This window comes from Candidatus Latescibacter sp. IFSED24, from assembly GCF_058273205.1.
Map to the genome: position 1 here is coordinate 4,250,815 of NZ_CM177850.1, position 18,347 is coordinate 4,269,161.

At 57.0% G+C, this 18,347-nt stretch carries 11 protein-coding genes and 1 pseudogene; 8 read left to right on the forward strand and 4 right to left on the reverse strand.

Annotated elements, in window-relative coordinates:
* Positions 1–334: 334 nt before the first annotated feature.
* Positions 335–628, forward strand: a complete 294-nt coding sequence (locus tag IFSED24_RS16980) for a hypothetical protein (RefSeq protein ID WP_491335075.1) — start codon at positions 335–337, stop codon at positions 626–628.
* 307 nt (positions 629–935) lie between these two features.
* On the opposite strand, the pseudogene IFSED24_RS16985 reads toward IFSED24_RS16980, so the two are convergent.
* A pseudogene (locus IFSED24_RS16985) lies at positions 936–1,190 on the reverse strand (ParB N-terminal domain-containing protein); the annotation flags it as partial.
* A 189-nt stretch (positions 1,191–1,379) separates the two neighbouring features.
* Here IFSED24_RS16985 and IFSED24_RS16990 point away from each other — a divergent pair.
* From IFSED24_RS16990 to IFSED24_RS17020, 7 genes are all read left to right on the forward strand, one after another.
* Positions 1,380–2,000: a hypothetical protein gene (locus tag IFSED24_RS16990; RefSeq protein ID WP_491332672.1), complete on the forward strand. Its 621-nt coding sequence runs from the start codon at positions 1,380–1,382 to the stop codon at positions 1,998–2,000.
* A 142-nt stretch (positions 2,001–2,142) separates the two neighbouring features.
* Complete coding sequence (locus IFSED24_RS16995) at positions 2,143–3,234, forward strand: AAA family ATPase (protein ID WP_491332673.1); 1,092 nt, start codon at positions 2,143–2,145, stop codon at positions 3,232–3,234.
* Positions 3,235–3,520: 286 nt separating this feature from the next.
* The gene (locus tag IFSED24_RS17000; RefSeq protein ID WP_491332674.1) at positions 3,521–3,835 is read left to right on the forward strand and encodes a septation protein SpoVG family protein; all 315 of its coding nucleotides are present in this window, start codon (positions 3,521–3,523) and stop codon (positions 3,833–3,835) included.
* Positions 3,836–4,072: 237 nt separating this feature from the next.
* Complete coding sequence (locus tag IFSED24_RS17005) at positions 4,073–4,567, forward strand: DUF2924 domain-containing protein (protein ID WP_491332675.1); 495 nt, start codon at positions 4,073–4,075, stop codon at positions 4,565–4,567.
* The gene (locus IFSED24_RS17010; RefSeq protein ID WP_491332676.1) at positions 4,567–6,138 is read left to right on the forward strand and encodes a recombinase family protein; all 1,572 of its coding nucleotides are present in this window, start codon (positions 4,567–4,569) and stop codon (positions 6,136–6,138) included. Before IFSED24_RS17005 ends, IFSED24_RS17010 begins: the two co-directional genes overlap by 1 nt.
* Positions 6,123–6,353, forward strand: a complete 231-nt coding sequence (locus IFSED24_RS17015; RefSeq protein ID WP_491332677.1) for a hypothetical protein — start codon at positions 6,123–6,125, stop codon at positions 6,351–6,353. The genes IFSED24_RS17010 and IFSED24_RS17015 overlap by 16 nt, the downstream gene beginning before the upstream one ends.
* A gap of 169 nt (positions 6,354–6,522) precedes the next feature.
* Positions 6,523–6,798 carry a hypothetical protein gene (locus tag IFSED24_RS17020; protein WP_491332678.1) on the forward strand — a complete coding sequence of 92 codons (276 nt, stop codon included), beginning with the start codon at positions 6,523–6,525 and terminating at the stop codon, positions 6,796–6,798.
* A gap of 309 nt (positions 6,799–7,107) precedes the next feature.
* Here IFSED24_RS17020 and IFSED24_RS17025 read toward each other — a convergent pair whose 3' ends face one another.
* The 3 genes from IFSED24_RS17025 to IFSED24_RS17035 all read right to left on the reverse strand — a co-directional run bounded on the left by IFSED24_RS17025 (position 7,108) and on the right by IFSED24_RS17035 (position 18,174).
* Positions 7,108–9,288 (reverse strand): T9SS type A sorting domain-containing protein, encoded by a 2,181-nt coding sequence (locus tag IFSED24_RS17025; protein WP_491332679.1) that lies wholly within the window; start codon positions 9,286–9,288, stop codon positions 7,108–7,110.
* 404 nt (positions 9,289–9,692) lie between these two features.
* On the reverse strand, positions 9,693–12,812 hold the full coding sequence (locus tag IFSED24_RS17030) for a lectin-like protein (RefSeq protein WP_491332680.1): 3,120 nt from the start codon (positions 12,810–12,812) through the stop codon (positions 9,693–9,695).
* Positions 12,813–13,548: 736 nt separating this feature from the next.
* On the reverse strand, positions 13,549–18,174 hold the full coding sequence (locus IFSED24_RS17035) for a NosD domain-containing protein (RefSeq protein WP_491332681.1): 4,626 nt from the start codon (positions 18,172–18,174) through the stop codon (positions 13,549–13,551).
* Positions 18,175–18,347: the final 173 nt, after the last annotated feature.

Here is an 18,347-nt window from a genome sequence, read left to right on the forward strand (position 1 = left end):
TGGCGATCGTTCCTGGCGAACCATGCCAAGGACATCGCCTCCATCGACTTCTTTACCGTGCTGACGGCGACGTTTCGGGTGCTGTATGTCTTCTTCGTCCTGGACAACGCCCGCCGACGAATCATCCACTTCAACGTGACCGAGTCACCGACTGCGGCTTGGACCGGACAGCAGATCGTCGAAGCGTTTCCCTGGGACACTGCACCGAGGTATCTGCTACGAGACCGAGACGGGAAATACGGGGAGGACTTCACTCGAAGAGTCCCCGCCTTGGATATCGAGCAGGTCCTGACATCACCAACATTCTCCGTGGCAAAACCCATACGTCGAGCGGGTGATCGGGTCCATTCGGCGGGAGTGCCTGGATCACGTGGTCATCGTCAACGAGCGGCACCTTCGACGGGTCCTCGGCGAGTACCTCGACTACTACCATCGAGACCGGACTCACCTGGGGCTAGCGAAGGACTGTCCGGAGCCTCGAGAGGTAGAGCCTCCAGATAGAGGAGCTGTGCGCCGGCCTCACGGCCGCGCTCCTTGTCGCGCTGGTTCTGGGGGTGATTGGTGCCATCGTAGCCCACGCCGTAGGGCGGGTCGGTCGCATAGAGGGTGGCCTGCTTGCCGATCATGAGGCGGGCGAGTACCGCAGGATCGCTGCTATCGCCGCAGATCAGCCGGTGCCGGCCTAAGATGATCAGGTCGCCCTCGCGGGTGATGGGATCATCAGGGGGTTCGGGGACGTCGTCCAAGTCGGTGAGGCCTGCGTCGGGCTCGAGCTCGGCGAGCAGCTTCCTGGTCTGATCGGCCAGGTCGCCGAAGCGCAGCTGGTCTGCGAGCTCGGGCATGGCCTCGTTGATCTCGGCCAAGAGCAGATGCAGGTCCGGGGTGAAGTCGCCGGCGATGGCCGGGTTGTTCAAGGCGACGTTGAGGGCCTTCTCCTCGGCTTCGTCGAGGTCGACGACCACGACCTGGGTTTCGGTCTCACCCATATTCTGCAGGACATTGAGGCGCTGATGGCCACCCACGACGCGGCCGGTGCGGCGGTTCCAGACGATGGGCTCGACAAGGCCGAAGCGTTCAAGGCTCGCTGAGAGACCAGCCAAGGCTTCATCAGTGATCTGGCGGGGGTTGTAGAGCGCGGGCAGGAGGTCTACGATGGCTCTGCGTTGGATGATGAGATCAGTTGATGGCATGAGTTTACCTCCGTGGATTGCCGCGGACGCTACTCCTTGTCCGCATGCGGCTGGACGCACAACAGATCGGCTTCAGCAGAGGTAAAAGACGTGTCACGGGGAGAAGTCCAAGGCGGGTTGCAGCCTGACAAATAATATTACTTTATTCCATTCTTGTCAACGAGAACTCGATCATACGGAGGGGCTGCAATGCGTATGCGAGACGGGTGGGGTTCAGACGAATCGCCATTCAATAAGAAGCAACGTGATTTTCTGCTGAAGGACATCGAGGGAGATTTCGACGAAAAAGTTAAGTTCTGGTCTCTTGTTGAACGCCAAGTGATTTGGGATGTTAATCTGCACAATGTGCTCGAAGCCGATCCGCCTGCGACACGTGCAGAACAATACAAAGAGATGGACCGGTTGGACCAGCTGGCCGCCGCCACAGCAACTGCATTGGAGGATATCGATCCAGCTACGTGGGCTAGTTATCTGTGGTGGGGCCTCGACCTACTGCATGTCGAAGATGCCGCCGGATTCACGGATCGACTTGCCGAAGATCTCCAGAAGATACGACTCGCTCTCGTCCACGCGAGAGCAAAACTTCCTGACCCTAAGCGCGGCAACCCCGGAAAGCCGAGAGAAACAGGGCTGATCGCCGGGATCGTAGCCGCCTACCACAACGTATTTGGCAAGTACCCGCCAACGCATGAAGACAGTAATTTCTCCAGCTTCATCACGCAGCTGTTCGGATATCTCGGCCACGACCAGTTCGATTACTCCCGCCTGATTAAGAATGCGGTCAAGCTCGTGAAGGCCGACCACGACTAGGGGGACGCTATTCATCCTTCCTGACTAAATAGCGTCCTTAACAGGCCTGCGATAATCCCTTCAAACGCGATCGAGAGCGGATCGGCGATGGACCGCCAAACTGGAAACCCGCTGCTCGACAAGCCTTTGAAGGACGCGGCCCATGTACGAGACCAGTTCCGAACCCTCCAGCCAACAGCACAACATCAGCTACCTGATCGAGGAGTTCGAGTGCATCGACCTGGCGGATGCCTCCGAGGTTGAGCCCGCTCTCTTGTCCCCGTTCCTTGCTCCGGGCGACTTCGCGAATTTCTCCGGTCCACCCGGATGCGGCAAGACCAGGCTGGCTGCGGATCTCATTCTCGGCGCCGTGGCAGAGCACCGCGAAGGTCGTGCGCTTGGAGGTCTCCTGCAGTTCGACCTGGAGCGCCTAGAGGACGCCAACATTGCGATCATCGACGCGGAGAATAATCGCTTCCGTTGGCAGTCGGTGCTCCGACAGAAGATGATCAGAGAGGGGTTCATGCAGCCCAGCGTCCATTCGCGGATCGTCTACCTCCAGCCACACCGCATCGGCCTCCAGGACCCATCGCGATGGTCGCAGGCCACCGAGGATCTCGTCGAGGCGCTTGACTACTACGGCGTCAAGCTAGTCATCGGCGACACGCTCGCACGCATCTGGGCGCCCGAGGACATCAACTCCGCCGCGTGGGTCCAGCGAGGCTACGCGCCGTTTCGAGCCGCCTGCCAGAAGTATGGCATCAGCGGCATCATGCTGACCCATACCGCCAAGTCAAAGGACGCTCCCACTGGCGGACCGATCGGCACGTCCTTTCAAGAAGGCCAGGCTGACGCCCAGATCATGATCCATCGGACCAGGGTTGATGGCATTCCCGGCATTGAACTCACCCACCGCAAATCCCGCCGGTCATTCTGGATTCAGCAGAGCAGCAAGGTGCGGCTTCAGTTTACGCCCGAGCTCGGCTACAAGCCGGCCGGCGATTGGCAGAGAGCATGGCCGCGTGAATGCCCAGACTACGATGCTGAGTTCGAGGCACCTGCGCCCACAACCAAAGATAAGGTGCGCCACTATCTAGAGCAGCATTCCAGTTCTTGGATCAAAACGTCGGAGATCGCCACGGAGATTGGGGTCGAGTCGCGGACGGTCACCACCCACCTGAATGCCCTCGAAGCTGAGGGGCTAGCTACCAGAGAAGGCAATGGCCCCAGCGTGAGGTGGAGGTGGTACGGATGAGCCGGCACCTCCTCGCAATCCCGAATCCCCACCCCCAATCCTACCCATATCTCTTAGAGAGTATATGGGGGCTTCCCGATTTCCGGATAGCCGCAACTGCCTATAGTTCAACGCCTTCCAGTCTATCCGGAAATCCGGAAATCCGCGAATCCGGAAGCATTTCCGGATTGTCATCAACCCCATTCATTTCAACAGCTTTCGTCCGCCAATGCCGAAATCCGCGTTACCGGCTTCCGGATTCATTTCCGGATTCCAGCCGCCACTCTGTGTTCATCGGAAGGAGCCAATGATGAACCTTCAATCGCAAGACCTTGCCATCACCGACATCAAACTCCGCTTTGCCGAAGGCGGGAAGGACGGCCTGCTGGCCTGGGCCTCTTGTGTCGTCGGCGGCAGCATCTTTCTGAACAACATCGCCATTCGTCAGGGCCAGGACGGTCGACTCTTCCTGACCTACCCGGCCAAGAAGACGACCGGGGGCGCGAAGTACCACTACTTCAACCCGATCAGCCGGGAAGCTGCGGAAGCTGTGGAGCGGGTTATCCTGGTGCGGTTGGAGGATCTCACATCCGGTACCCGTCAACACAACGGGATTTGCTGACCAGATGATCGCTCGGCGAAACATCGGAGACGAAGTCATCCTCAGCGAAGTAGCGACGATCTTGGCCGCGGGTTACCAACGTCTTCTCGCACAAATCAACGCAGAAGCCAAGCGTGACGACGATATGCCTAGTCTTTCTGAGAGTGCCTGCATTGACCGCCTTGATGTGTCCGGCCACCAGAGGGATGTATCGGACAGCCCAGAACGCTCAACTCAGAAGCAGAATGCGAGCTAGGTATGTCCGTGAGCATTGCAGCCCAGGTTCGGGCCCTGGAAGACATGAATGTGGCGCAGCTGCGTGAGCGGTGGAAGGAGGTTTTCGGCGAGGAGACCAAGCAGCGGCACCGCCGGTATCTGATCAAGCGGCTCGCGTGGAAGCTGCAGGAGGACCAACTGCCGAGACTGACTGCAGACCAGGAGGCTCGGGTCCAGGAGTACATGCGGGAGTACGAAGCCATGCCACCGGAGAAGTGGTTCCCCAACGCCGGGGGTGGGCGTCGCACCAAGGCCCCTCAGAAGCCAGCTCGCGGCTCGCAAGAGCGGCGGCTGCCCCCGGTCGGCTCCATGCTCACCCGCGACTGGAAGGGCCGCCAGGTAGCCGTGAAAGTCCTCGACGGTGGACGCTTCGAGTTCGAGGACCGGGTCTTCAGATCGCTGTCAGGCGTGGCCCGCGAGGTCACCGGCACCAGCTGGAACGGCTGGAAGTTCTTCGGGCTCGACGGACACACGTGATGATCAGCAAGGTCCAACAGGTCCGGTGTGCTGTCTACACGCGTGTCAGTACCGTCGACCAGGCGCACGGTGAGTTCACCTCCATTGACAACCAGCGAGAGATGGCCGAGGCGTATATTAAGTCGCAGGCCGGCAAGAGTTGGGTCGCCGTCGACGAAGATTTCGACGACCTAGGCTACTCTGCTAGCACCGTCGAGCGGCCAGCGTTGCAGGGACTGCTTGCGGCCATCGAGGCGGGTAAGGTAGATGTGGTTGTGGCATACAAGCTCGATCGACTATCTCGGTCCCTATCCGACTTCATGAAGCTTATGGATCGGTTCACAGCTGCCGGCGTTGCCTTCGTCTCCGTCACCGAGAACTTCTCCACAGAAACCTCAATTGGTCGGCTGACGATGGGACTGCTGGCGACCTTCGCCCAGTTCGAGCGGGAGACGATCGCTGCCAGAACGAAGGACAAAGTCCACGCGGCGCGCCGTAGGGGGAAGTTCACGGGCGGCATTCCCGTCCTCGGCTATCGGATAGCTCCAGAGGGCGGCAAGCTGGAGATCGATCCCGACGAGGCCGATATGGTCCGGGCGATCTTCTCCCTCTATCTGACCGACCAGTCCATTCTTGAGGTCGTCGAGGAGATCAATTGTCGCGGGTGGGTGACCAAGGAGCACGTGACCAAGGCCGGTCGTCGAATGGGGGGGCTGCCGTTTTCGAAGTCGAGCGTTGCCCACCTGCTTGCCAACCCGGTTTACATTGGGAAGGTCCGCCTCAAAGGCCAGGTCTTCGACGGCGAGCATGAGGCGATCGTCGACGAGGTCACGTGGACGCGGGCGCAAGACCTGCTGGACAAGAACCGCAGGAGTCGCGGTGGGCCGAACTACAACCGGTACGGGTATCTGCTGAAGGGGCTGGTCCGTTGCTCTGCCTGCGATGCAGCCATGTCGCCGTCGACCACGAGGAAGGGCTCCCGGTCGTACCGATACTACGTGTGTACCGGTGCGATGAAGAAGGGCTATGGGACCTGCCCGTGCCCGTCAATCCCTGCTAAGAAGTTGGAGGACGTGGTGGTCGACCAGATCCGAGTCATCGGCCAGGATCGCGACCTTCAGCGGGAGACGCTGGCGCAGGCGAGGTCCAATAGGGAAACCAAACGTCCCGTGCTACTGGGCGAACAGAAGCGCCTACGTCGGCGGCTGGAGAAGGTCCGAGGCGACATTCGCTGCCTACTGGATGCGCTCGCCACAGGCGAAGGTGGGGCGTCTGTGGGCGAGGAGATCGCACGGCTGGAAGACGTGGCCAGCGGACTGGAGCGGCGGTTGGCTGAGATCACCAAGGACCTTGCCGCCCTGGCCCGTGACACCGTCAACGAGGCCGACCTCCGTAAGGCGCTCTCCTTATTCGACCCCATATGGGACGTCCTGTTTCCCATGGAGAGGGAACGGATCATTCGCCTGCTGATCGATCGGATAGACCATGATGGTCGCACAGGGAAGCTGGGGATCGAGTTCGGTTGCTCCGGTATCCGGACACTGGCCGGAGAAATCGGCGTAGCAAAGGAAACCACATGCGTGTCGAACTAGATGTCGACCTGAAGTCGCCGGATGACAGACGACCGACCACCCCGCCGACCAAGACCGCGGAGCCGAGCCGCACGAGAGAAGATCGCAGGCTACGAAGGATCGCGTTGGCCCGAACCATGGAAGCCAAGATCGCAGCGGGCGACTTCACCGACCTGGCCGACGTTGCACGCACCTGCGGCGTGTCGAGGGCACGGGTCAGCAAGGTAGTTGGCTGACCGATTGTGAAATCGCGGTGACCCGAGCCTGTTGACATCCATAAACGGGTGAACTATGCTCGCCGTCGATTCCGCCGCAGTTTTCGTGGCACGGCACGGCGTGGCAAGGCATGGCATGGCACGGGTTCAGTAACGAAAAGCTACGAAACCGTTCCGAGGAGGAATCCCCATGTCTAGAGTCACGATGTTTGGTGATCACCGGTTCGATCTCGATCAGGCGAAGTATATCGCCGACGACGAACGCGATTGCTGGGTCGGCAGGACGAAGGCGGGAACTTGGTTCATTTGCGACGGGTGTGACGATGAGATTGTCGCTGCGCTCATTGACGATGAATCCGACGCCAGTTCGGTCGAGTTTTGCCAGACTCTGTTCGATCACGGATTCGCAAACGTGGTGATGGAGCACTTTCCCGGTTATGCCGAAGATGTAATTCCAGAGGCTTAATCGGGATACTGCGGCGGTTCGGGGAGGCGGCAGTGATGTCGTCTCCCTACTTTTTTAAGGCCGGCTACAACCTTAGCCCAAATCTTGGAGCTAATCCGCGACCGGGAAGACCGCTTGCTGCGCCGAATCGCGCTGGCGCGGGTCATCGAGGCCAGTGTCGAAACGGGTGCTTTCACGGGCTTAGCCGACATCTCCAGCACCTGCGGCGTGTCTAGGGCGAGGGTGAGCCAGCTGGTGAACAGGACGCTGTATAAAGAGTAAGCCCGCCAGCAGCTGAGCCAGCGGGCTTGGTATCAACAACTAGGTCGCTCACCTCACCAGCATGACCTTCTTCGACTCGATCCGCTCATCCGTCTCCAGCCGGACGATGTACGTCCCTGAAGGCACGGCTCGGTCACCTGAATCGCGGCCGGTCCAATTGACCGTGTGCTGCCCAGCGTCGAATTGCCTCGATGCAAGCGAGGTCACCTGCCGACCCGTGAGGTCGTAGACACTGACTTCAGCCCAACCCGCTCGAGGCAACGAGAACGACACCGTCGTCTGGGGATTGAAGGGGTTCGGATGGACTGCGAGCCTTACACCGGCGTTCGGGACGTCCACGTCGGAGTCGGGATCGTCAGGATCACCCTCTAAAGCAACAATATCTTCGCACTGGATCGGCAGGATCTGAAGGCCGGATTCGCCGTCAGCGACATAGACATGGGTGCCCGAGATCGCCACTCTCCTGGCATAGTCCGGAGTGTTTACACCGCCTATGATCGGGTGGCTACTCGGGCCGGTGATTGTAATATCGATCACTTGAAGACCGGACGCCCAATCCGCGACGTAGGCGTAACTGCCCGAGACCGCCACGCCATAGGCAGAGCCCGGCGTTTCGACACTCTCTACAATCTGAGGATTCTCGGGAATTGTGATGTCGATTACTAGAAGACCGAGACCGGAATCCGCGACGTAGGCTAGGGCACCCGAGACCGCCACGTCTAACGCGCTGCTCGGCGTGTCCACGCTCCCCGCGATCTGGGGATTTTCCGGATTCGTGATGTCGATCACTTGAAGACCGAACATCCAATCTGCGACGTAGGCGTAGTCGCCCGAGACCGCCACGTCTTCGGCATAGCCTGGTGTATCAACACTCCCCACGATCTGGGGGTCTTCGGGATCGGTGATATCAATCACTTGAAGACCAGACTCACCATCCGCGACGTAGGCATGGGTGCCTGAGATCGCTACGACCAAGGCAAAGTCCGGTGTATCAACACTCCCCACAATATGAGGACTTTGTGAATCGGTAACGTCAATCACGTGGAGTCCGTAACCTGCGGTCGCGACGTAAGCATGAGTGCCCGAGATCGCTAAGCCAAAGGCACCGCCCGGCATATCCACACTCCCCACAATATGAGGGCTTTGCGAATCGGTGATGTCAATCACCTGGAGACCGGACTCCCAATCCGCGACGTAGGCATGGATGCCCGAGATCGCTACGTCACGCGCGACGTCAGGCGTGACCACACTCCCTATTGTTTGGGGAATCACCAGACTTGTGATATCGATCACTTGGAGGCCGAACGATTCGGTCGCGACGTAAGCATGAGTGGCCGTGACGGCTACGTCCGAAGCGTCACCGCCAAATTCCACGCTCCCCATAATTTGAGGACTCTGCGGATCGGTGACGTCAATCACCTGGAGACCGGATTCACCGTTAGCGACGTAGGCATGGTTGCCGGAGATCGTCACGCCCTGTGCGGCATCGGGTGTGTCCACACTCCCCACGATCAGAAGACTCTCCGGATTGGATATGTCGACGACCTGAAGACCAGACCCACCATCCGCGACGTAGGCATGGGTGCTGGATGCTGCGACACCCAGGGCAAGCCCCGGTGTTTCGACGCTCCCCACGAGCTGGGGAATCTCCGGATTGGAGATGTCAACAACTTGAAGACCGGAACTAGAGGCCGCCACGTAAGCATGCGTGCCCGAGATTGCAACGCCCCGAAGACTGCCCGGAATGTCCACAGTGCCCACGATCTGAGGATTCGCCGGATTCGTGAGGTCGATCACAAGAAGACTGGAATACAATTCTGTGACGTAAGCATAGTTGCCAGCGACCGCCACACCAGTGGCAGAGTAAGGCGTGTCCACACTTCCCATGAACTGAGGACTCCCGGGATTCGTGATGTCGATCACCTGAAGACCAGAATACCGAGCCGCGACGCAGGCATGATTGCCTGAGATCGCTACGTCCGAGTAATAGTTTCCCGGTGTATCAACACTCCCCACGATCTGGGGACTCCCCGGATAGGTGATGTCGATCACCTGCAAGCCGGGATTGCCCGCGACGTATACGTAACGGCCCGAAACCGCTACGCCATTGGCAGAGCCAGGCATGCCTACAACCCAGTGCAGGTAGTCCTCATAGTAGATGCAGTCCTGAGACGCTGTAACCGCCGGTAGCAGCAGCGCGATTAACAGAACAGTCACTCCGAATCTCATCGTACTACCTCCGGGCTACCGAGCTGGGTCGATACGCGGCGAGCAATGAACGCGCAGACAAGTGGCAGGTTGCCCACGGTTCGATCGGTCGTCGCAATCTATGTCGGAATGAGTGCAGACAGGCACGGAGGCAGCCGCGAGGATGTCCGGCATGTGTCGACCCACGGAGACGAGCGAGGTGTGGGCTGCGGGGGGAGCGTATCAAATAGGGGAGTACAGGTGTCCGCAAATAGCGAGTAATATAGCGATCCTGGTAGTCGGTTTCCCTCCTATTCGGCTTCGTACCGAGTACGGGCTTCCTGAGGTCCAATAGTGAGAAAGCTCAGCCTGCAATCGCCTGCCGCCCCCAAGAGATTGCCCGCCAGCGGGGAGGCCGGCGGGCTAGTGTTCGGATTGATAGCTTCCTACCTGACCAGCGTCATCCTCCCATGCGCCACCTGGCCGTTGGATTCCAGGCGGGAGAGGTAGACGCCGCTGGGCACGGCGCGACCGTTCGAGTCGGTGCCTGCCCACAAGACTTCATGCCGACCGGAGGCGAGAGGTTCATCGACTAGTGTGGCAACCAGATGACCCTTGAGGTCATAAATGCGAAGTCTGACTGGTCCTGCTGTGTGTATGGAGTAAACGATAGTCGTTCTTGGGTTGAAAGGATTCGGCTGGACTTCCAAATGGACCTGATCGGCGTTTGGTAGGTCACCAATGCCAACCGCAACACCATCAACAAACAATACTTCCTCAGCAGTAGGTTCGGGGTATCCGTCTATGGTGCCGTCATTGTCGTAATCTACTTCGCAGATGAATTCTGCAGTCACCGGATCGTACTCAATCGAGACATGTGTTTCGGACTGAACTTCGACTTCATATGCTTGAAGCAATACGCTGCCCTCATTAGTTGCCGATATCCACGATGTCGCCGCGGTTCCACTTCCTAATCCGTTAATGTTGAGGCTGCAATCTAGTGAAGCGGGTACATTGAAACTCCATGAACTGTCCGCATTGCTGAAGGACACACCTTCGATCTCATGGATTATTTGACCGTCCACAATTCCTGCTCTATTACCTTCTATATCTTCAATATATGCTTCGACCGGACAATGAACTAGAATCGAAGAGAAACCTTCAGATACTCGACGAGATAAATCACTAGCATAAGCTTCAAGCAGATCGCCTAAACCCGGCATATATCTCCCGACAACTGGATCAGCGAATATCAGAGCCCGCAGCTCTACATCAAAATAATTACCCGAGAAACTATAACCCCCATTATGTGGTTTCAAATCTCCGTAACGTAGTTGGCCAATTTCTCGATTATCGTGGATTATAAGCCGATGATACTCTCCATTATCAATGTGGCCGACCACCAACAAAGTATGTGCCTTTTTCCAGTGTTGCTCGCCAAAAGGAAAGTACCTGAACGAGCACGCTATTGGTTCGTTCTCACCTAGTGCGGTCTCGACAGATTCCATTGCATCATCTAAATATATATCGTCACAACACCACCCATGCTCCGCCCAAACCTCGATATCTGCTATTGTGTTCCATGCATTATAGATGGCGTGTCGGCCCATGATGCGAGTTTGCTCTTCGGCATCTGTACGGGGAACTAGAGCGACGTTCGCGAAGCCGTCGGGAACTTCGTTACTGATAAAATAGTCACCCACCGACGATGCCATGCCGGAACAATACCCGATCGGCAATTGATGCACCAGCCACTCGACAAGCTCATAAGGCAAGGAGAGAGTTGTATAGTAATCCATTGCCAATTCCACCGCAGAGCCCTCAATCGCTGCTATAGCATCGACTAGTTCACCGTTTGTAAAACCATAGCCATCTATACTAGCGTCGAAATCAGTCAAGGTAAGTTCAATGCTCGGCAGTGTGTACTGCGTGCCATCAATTTCAACGATACATGATGCGACATAGTTGCCTGGTTCGCCGTATCCGTGATTCATATATTTAAAGCTACTTCCATTTCCATTGTACAGACTATCTTCACCATCCCCGTAGATAATATGTATGCTCTGCCAGTCAAGAGGTAGATGCTCGACCAAGAAAACAGTATCTAACGCTATACTGCCTTCATCGGATACCCTCGCGGAAATACTCATGTCTGGCATCTGTGAATTGTCATCTACCTCCATCACAAACTGCCGCCATAGATCCGACGTATCTTGACGTGAATCATTCCACGCTCCGGGGTTTCCGGTGTCGTCTCCATACAATATAGCGTAGTCTTCATCGTAATTATTGTTTGGTTCACCGTCATTCCAGTTCGTATAAGTAACAGGAGAGCCATCCGACCAAACCCATTCGCCTTCTACCTCTTCATCGGTGAATCCAATCCAAATACGATCTGTTTCCGCAACTGACGCAGCGGCTAATGCGATATCGTTCTCCTCTTGACTGCCGATCGATATCAGATTCCCCCCAGCTGCTTCACAGATCGCTTGTGCATTCGTCCATGTAGTACGAGGACCAGTGTATCGGTAGTATGTAGAAGATCCAATGGCAGCAAGGAATTCAAAATCCTCAGACTCTTCTACGAGACAACTCTTCGGCACAACCTGGAGGCCACTATCTATTCCACCTGCGAAAATGAACTCGCTATTATAGTCAAAACCGCGGGTGTCACCCGGCGTATCAAGCCATTCGATGATCGAAGGTGCCTCCGGATTAGAGATGTCTATTGCACCGATTCCAGCAGCTTGTGCAGATACGAACGCAACATCGCCATCGATCCTGATGTCCAGACCGCCGGGAATTTGCAGTGAGTTCACAATTGTAGGATCGATTGGGTTATCGACGTTGATCACCCGCAAATGTCGTAGACTAGTATCCGAACTCATCGTAACCAAGTACGCGTAAACTCCATCAATTGCAACGTCTCGCGCTTCTCCAGGCACGGTCAGCCGGGCGGCAATGAACGGTACAGCCGGATCGCTCACATCGAAGACGACCAGCTCACCCGCATTGGTCGTGCTCTTGACGGCAACGAACAGGTAGTTACCCGACTTATCCAGGCCCCAAGTCTGATACGTATCATCAACCTGGCCGACCAATGATGGCGACGCTGGATCGCTCACATCGATGATCTTGGTGCCTTCATAGTAGCAACTTACATACAGTAAGTTTCCGTCCAAGAAAAGATCGTGAGCATAATCCACGGACCCAACCGAACCAACGTGTTCTGGTTGTTCGGGCGTTGAGACGTCTATGATTCTTACACCGCCACCAAGATCGGCGACATACAATAGACCGCTGCTATAGACGGCAGTGCGTGCGTTAACTGGCGTATCTAGGGTCGCAACCAATTCTGGCGAATAAGGGTCAGCGACGTTAACAACGTGAACGCCACTAGCAGCAGCCATTACATAAGCGACCGAACCATTGAGAACGACTCCTCGCTCATTTCCTGGGAAGTCGAAGTCAGCGTAGCCTGGACAAGCATGTAGGGATGTTACCAACACTGTGAGCGAGAGAATAACGATCCGAATCGTTCGAAAGACGATAGAATGTGAATTCATTCGATAACCTCCAGGTCGATTAATGATTGAGATCTAATCAGTGCTATTGTCGAAGAGTAGTTGCGCTTTTGATTGCTAGTATTGCGGAAGGGGGCAATGCTCATGGATTGAGTCGGAATATGGTGATGTTTATGGTGGGACTATATCGAAATCAACCAGAAGATGAAACACAAAAGTCATCAAATAGATGGAAAATAGCCTAGGTCTGTGTTAACCAAAATGACGGCGAGCACAGAAAATGAGAATCATAGAGAATAGCCGTGGGTCTGCGGTCTGTCTGAGTTAACCAAAATGATTCGATAGTAGAGTAGCCTACGCGGACCCATCCCCGTAACCTTTTGATTCCAGCAACTTATGACCATTAAAAAAGCAGGCCCTCAAGCCTGCCTGTGCCACCTCAGTTTTCCGCTACTAGAAGAACTGGCTCCCCTGCTTGGACGTAGAAGCGGAAGATTCTGAGAATGGCCGCAACAGTCTAAAATCCTCAGGATACCGGGCGGATGGGATATTCCGAAAGGACAGGATAGGACGACATGGCTTGCTCCTAAGATGTCTGCGGGGAAGGAGCATGTCGATTGTAACACATTTTTCGACAACGGATTATAAAGATGATGGAGTTATTTAAAATCGGTGGACCAATACAGCACCGCTAGCGGGGCCGCAGGCGATGGACGGACCCCAAGAATCAGCCCGCCAGCGGGGAGGCCGGCGGGCAAGTGTTGAGTTGCAGCAATTCCTACTTCACCAACGTCATCCTCGTCGTCTCGATGTACCCACTCGCCTGCATCCGGCAGAAGTACGCTCCAGAAGCCATTCGCCTACCTGAGTCGTCCGTCCCATTCCATAAAATCTCATATCTACCGGCAGGCTTGAACTCATCCACGAGCACCGCCACGCGCCTCCCAGAGACGTCATAGACACAGATCTGCACCCGGCATTCCTGAGGTACAGTGAATGCAATCCGCGTCGCCGGATTGAATGGATTGGGCGCATTCTGCTCGAGCGCATAGGTGTTCGGCACTGCCCCCTCGGGCCTCCGGTACGCGATCTGCTCAATATCCAGCGGGATTACGTCGCCATCCACCAACTGACCTCGATTTATCGTCTCGGCAATGTCCTTGGCCAGCTCATAGTCACCGCCCGAATCGTCGATGATCAGATCGCAGTACGTGATGGCCTGTGACAGTGTCGCGCCGTCCTCACTCACTTCAGCCGGCAACGACAGGTATCCGGCGGAAGCATTCAGCAGTAACGCCATGAAGTGCTGCCGCGCCCGCGCGATCGGCTCTTGTTGGCCGCGCAGGTTCAGGAGGCTTTTGGCGACCTCGAGCTTGTCCGCGCACTCGTCGGAATCAGGCGGTTCGTACACGACAACCTGGTTGACCGAGTTGCTGTTGAAGTGGGCTTCGATGTTATCCAGGAATGCGCAGAGTTCGCCGCCGGTTAGCTGTGCGTTCCCGTTACCTCCGGTCGCCACGCCGACCTGGTGCTTCCAGAATCCCGTTCCGCGTGGGTTGCCCGTTGGTTCGGTGCAGGTCAAGACAAAGTCTGCTGACGCAACGTGGGTGCCAAAGACCGTCGCGGGGATGTCCTGCACCGCTGCGGCGTAACCCAACGGCGTCATCACTGAAACGACGTAGTCGCCGACGGGCAGATCCGGAATGAAATAGCTGCCCGAGTCTCCGGTCTCGCCGCTTGCCGCCAGGTCACCCGTCACCGCGTCATAGGCGTCGACGACTACACCGTTGAGTGCGGTTCCCGGTGCGGGGCAGTCCGCCAGCACACTTCCGACAATCGAGCCAGTTTGTGGGATCAGCAGGCAGTCCCAGCCGACGATCTTGGTGCCGTCTGTCAGGTCCGCGTTTAGCTCCAGGATTATCTGGCCGCCGCTGACGAGTCCGACCATCGCGTCCGCAATGGCCTGACGGTCAAACTCCAGAGAGAGATCCAACACACCGTCAGTGCCAGTCGTGCAGTCACACATATCCTGAGGATCGTTCGCCGGCTTGCCGACATCTGCGAGACTAACGGCCAGCGGAGTGACGCCCAGCAGGTTGATCGTGAGCTGGTCAATTAGACTCGGATCGAAATCCGGCGTTCCCAGGATTGCCACAGGCAGCACATCCGGAATGAACGGATCAAGAGCGTTCGGACAGGTGCCAGGCAGTACGTCAAGGGCTACGACTCGCCGGGCAATGGTCGTGATGTAGTCGCCCGTTTCCGGATCTAGGACCACCTCAAAGTCGGTGGCGACACGTCGTGTCTCTCCAGCCGCGAGCGGTACCTCGACGGTGTTCTGGTACATGACCACCCCATCGGGAGAGACTACGTACCACTCCATCCAGTAGTCCAGGTCCTCAATGGCCGTCATTTCGAAGGTATAGATACCGTTCTCTGCGCCCTGCTCCGGGCTGGGAATCACTATCGCTTGAACCAGCTTCGAGCCAGGCTCGACTGTCTCGTTCTCCTTGAAGTAGCCACCCAGGCCCATTTCATTGGTTGTGGCGGAGAGAACCCGCCCCTGATTGTCCGTTACCTGGATCTCGACGGGGGACCAGCCTCCGCGCCAGATGAGGTATGAATTGTGTAGCCACCACCCGTCACGGATATACCCACCGGGCATGGCCGGCAGTTCAGGCGCAAGGAGGGGTAGATTGTCTTTCCCGTCATACGGAATATCGGTGTCTCCAATGAAATCCCCGGCCGTACCATCACCGCTGCCGTCGTCCTGGCCCCAGTAGTCGATCCAGTAGTTGCCGACACCCTCGTCGGTGTTCACCCAGATGTTGGTCTGGTCCGATTCAAGGCAGGGATCGAGGATCGTGTTGTTGTAGATCCAACTCGTCGTATTCAGCAGCGCCAACCCCATGCTGTTATCCCGGATGTAGTTGCGGGTGACGATATTCTGACTGTCGCCACCGAGCGAGATGCCTACAACATTCCCGTAGAACACGTTGTCGGTAATCAAGGCGCCACCATCGTAACTGACTACCACTCCTTGGGTGAATCCCGTGATATAGAGATGTGTCACCTTTGCGTTGTTGGCGCCGGAGACGTAGACGCCGTACCCGTAGTCGGGACCACCTCCGGTAATTACGTGCCCATTTCCGTCAACGGTGACGCTGTCTCCAACCACGACGAACCCGGTCCCGTCAAACACCAGATCTGACTCGAGAGTGATGCTTCGCGTGAGCATCGATCCGGGGCTGAGCGTGGAAAGTGGGTTCTTCGTCACGACCATGGTCGTGTCACCCGTCTCGGGGTCGAAGACCGTCTCTATACCGACGTCTACGTGCCATGACTGGCCACTGGGCATCCATACGTCGTCGATTTTCTGTTCCACTAGCACCGAATCGCCGACCCCCACGTACCAGTCGAGCCAGAAATCCAGGTTCGCTAGCGCATCGATCTTTAGCGAGTAGATTCCGTCCGGAGATAAGCCGTCGGGCCGGGACAACATCAACGCGTTGACCAACTTTGTACCTGGTTGAACCAACTCGTCTTCTGAATAGAGACCGCCAAGTCCGATTTCGTTGACTGTCGATGAGAGACGATCGCCGAAGTTGTCCACTAATTCAATTTCCACGGGAGACCAACCGCCGCGCCAGACTAAGTATGGGTTATCCAACCACCAACACCGCATTAGTGGGTCGTCCTCGGGAGGCTCGATAGGCGCCAGCGTGATCAACGGATTCGAGTCGACATCCCAGTGCGGCAGATCCGTGTCACCGATGTAGTCGCCTTGGAGCCGCCCTACGCTACCATCATCGACTCCCCAGTAGTCACTCCAGTAGTTGCCGAATTGGAGGTCTGGGTCGATCCAGAGGTTGTCTCCGGAATCCTCGACCTGCACGTCGTTGTTGAAGAGGATGTTTCCGTAGATCCGGTTCCCCACCGCCGTCGCGGATACTCCAAGCTGGTTGTCTCGGATGATGTTGCCCACGACGACGTTTCCGGAGCCACTACTGAGGAGGATACCCGTGCTCCCATCACGGAGCACGTTGGCGGCGATCGTATTGCCGTCGCCGAGGATCTCCACGCCAGTCCAGCCAGGCAAGCCTGACGGGCTAAAATCGTTTCCCTCGATCACGTTGTCATTGCCGCAGCAGAGAACAGCCACGCCGCCACTGCCGAGGATCGTGTTGAATTGTCCATCCAGGGTCACGCCGTTGCCGGCGACGACCAATGGCGTGCCGGTGATCGTCAGATCAGATTCGAGAGAAACGCTTCCCGTAATCACCGAGCCCCCGCTCAGCGTGCTCACGGGGTTCTCCTCGGTCAGGAGGACCGTCCGTCCAGTTTCAGGATCGGTCGTTGCCTCGATCCCCACATCGACGTGGTAGGTCTGGCCGGCTTTCATGGGTACGCCTTCAATCCTGCGTACGAGATCGACCTCGCCGTTGGAGCCGACGTACCATTCCATCCAGAAGTCCAGGTCGTCCTGCGCAGTCATCTCGAAGGTGTGGATGCCGTCCGCCGAGGCGCTGTCCGGCTCGGCGTTGATGAGCATCTGGACTAGCTTGGTTCCAGGGTTGACGGTCTCGTCCTCGGCATAGAAGCCGCGGAGGCCCAGTCCGTTTGCGGTTGCCGATAATTCGAGCCCATGATTGTTAAGGAAACGCACTCCGACGGGGGACCAACCGCCACGCCATACCAAATAGGAAGGCATACCCCAAAACGGACTGATCTCACCTCCCTCTCGCCAGAATGGCGATATCGCCGGGTTCAAATCGACGTTCTCATGAGGGATAGCCGTGTCACCCAAGTAGTCGCCAGCAAGTCGGCCCGCGGCGCCGTTGTCGAAACCCCAGTAGTTGCTCCACAGGTTGCCGATTCCATCCACCGGATCGGCCCAGATGTTGCCGCCGGCGTCCTCGATCTGATCGTCGTTCCCCCAGATGATGTTGTGGTAGATGCTGTTGAAAGACGAGAGGGTGTTGATTCCCATTTGGTTGTCGCGGATCACGTTCTGAGCGAGGGTTGTCTGGCCGAACTCGCCGATCCTTACGCCAACCTGGTTGTTCACTAGCAGATTGAATTCAAGCGTATTGCCATCACCGTGATCGACTGAGATACCGGTCGCGAAGCCCGAAGCGAATACGCTCGTGACTGTAACTCCCGCGTAGCCGTCTACGACTATACCGCGGCCAACGCCGCTGCCTTGAATCCGGTGCCCGTTGCCGTCGATCGTGATCCCATCGGCGGCGACAACGAAGCCGTCGCCCTCGAAGACGAGATCGGCCTCGAGCACAATGTCCTCCGTCAGCACAATCGGCTCGGAACCGCCTTGGCTATGAGCGGCAGTTGCGAGGAAGACGCAGCCAAATAGCGCGAGCACGAGACGCATATGGAGGCCTATCATGATCTCCTCCTTTGGGTATCCTTTCTGTATGGCAGGCCGCCGAGAGCCCAACACGTGGTCGGATTCGCGACGGGGCGTCTCGAAATCGGCTACAATAAGGCTAGACACAGCCTCTGTGATGTCCGGCAGGAGTTTGCCCACGGAGACGAGCGAGGTGTGGGCTGCCGAAGAAG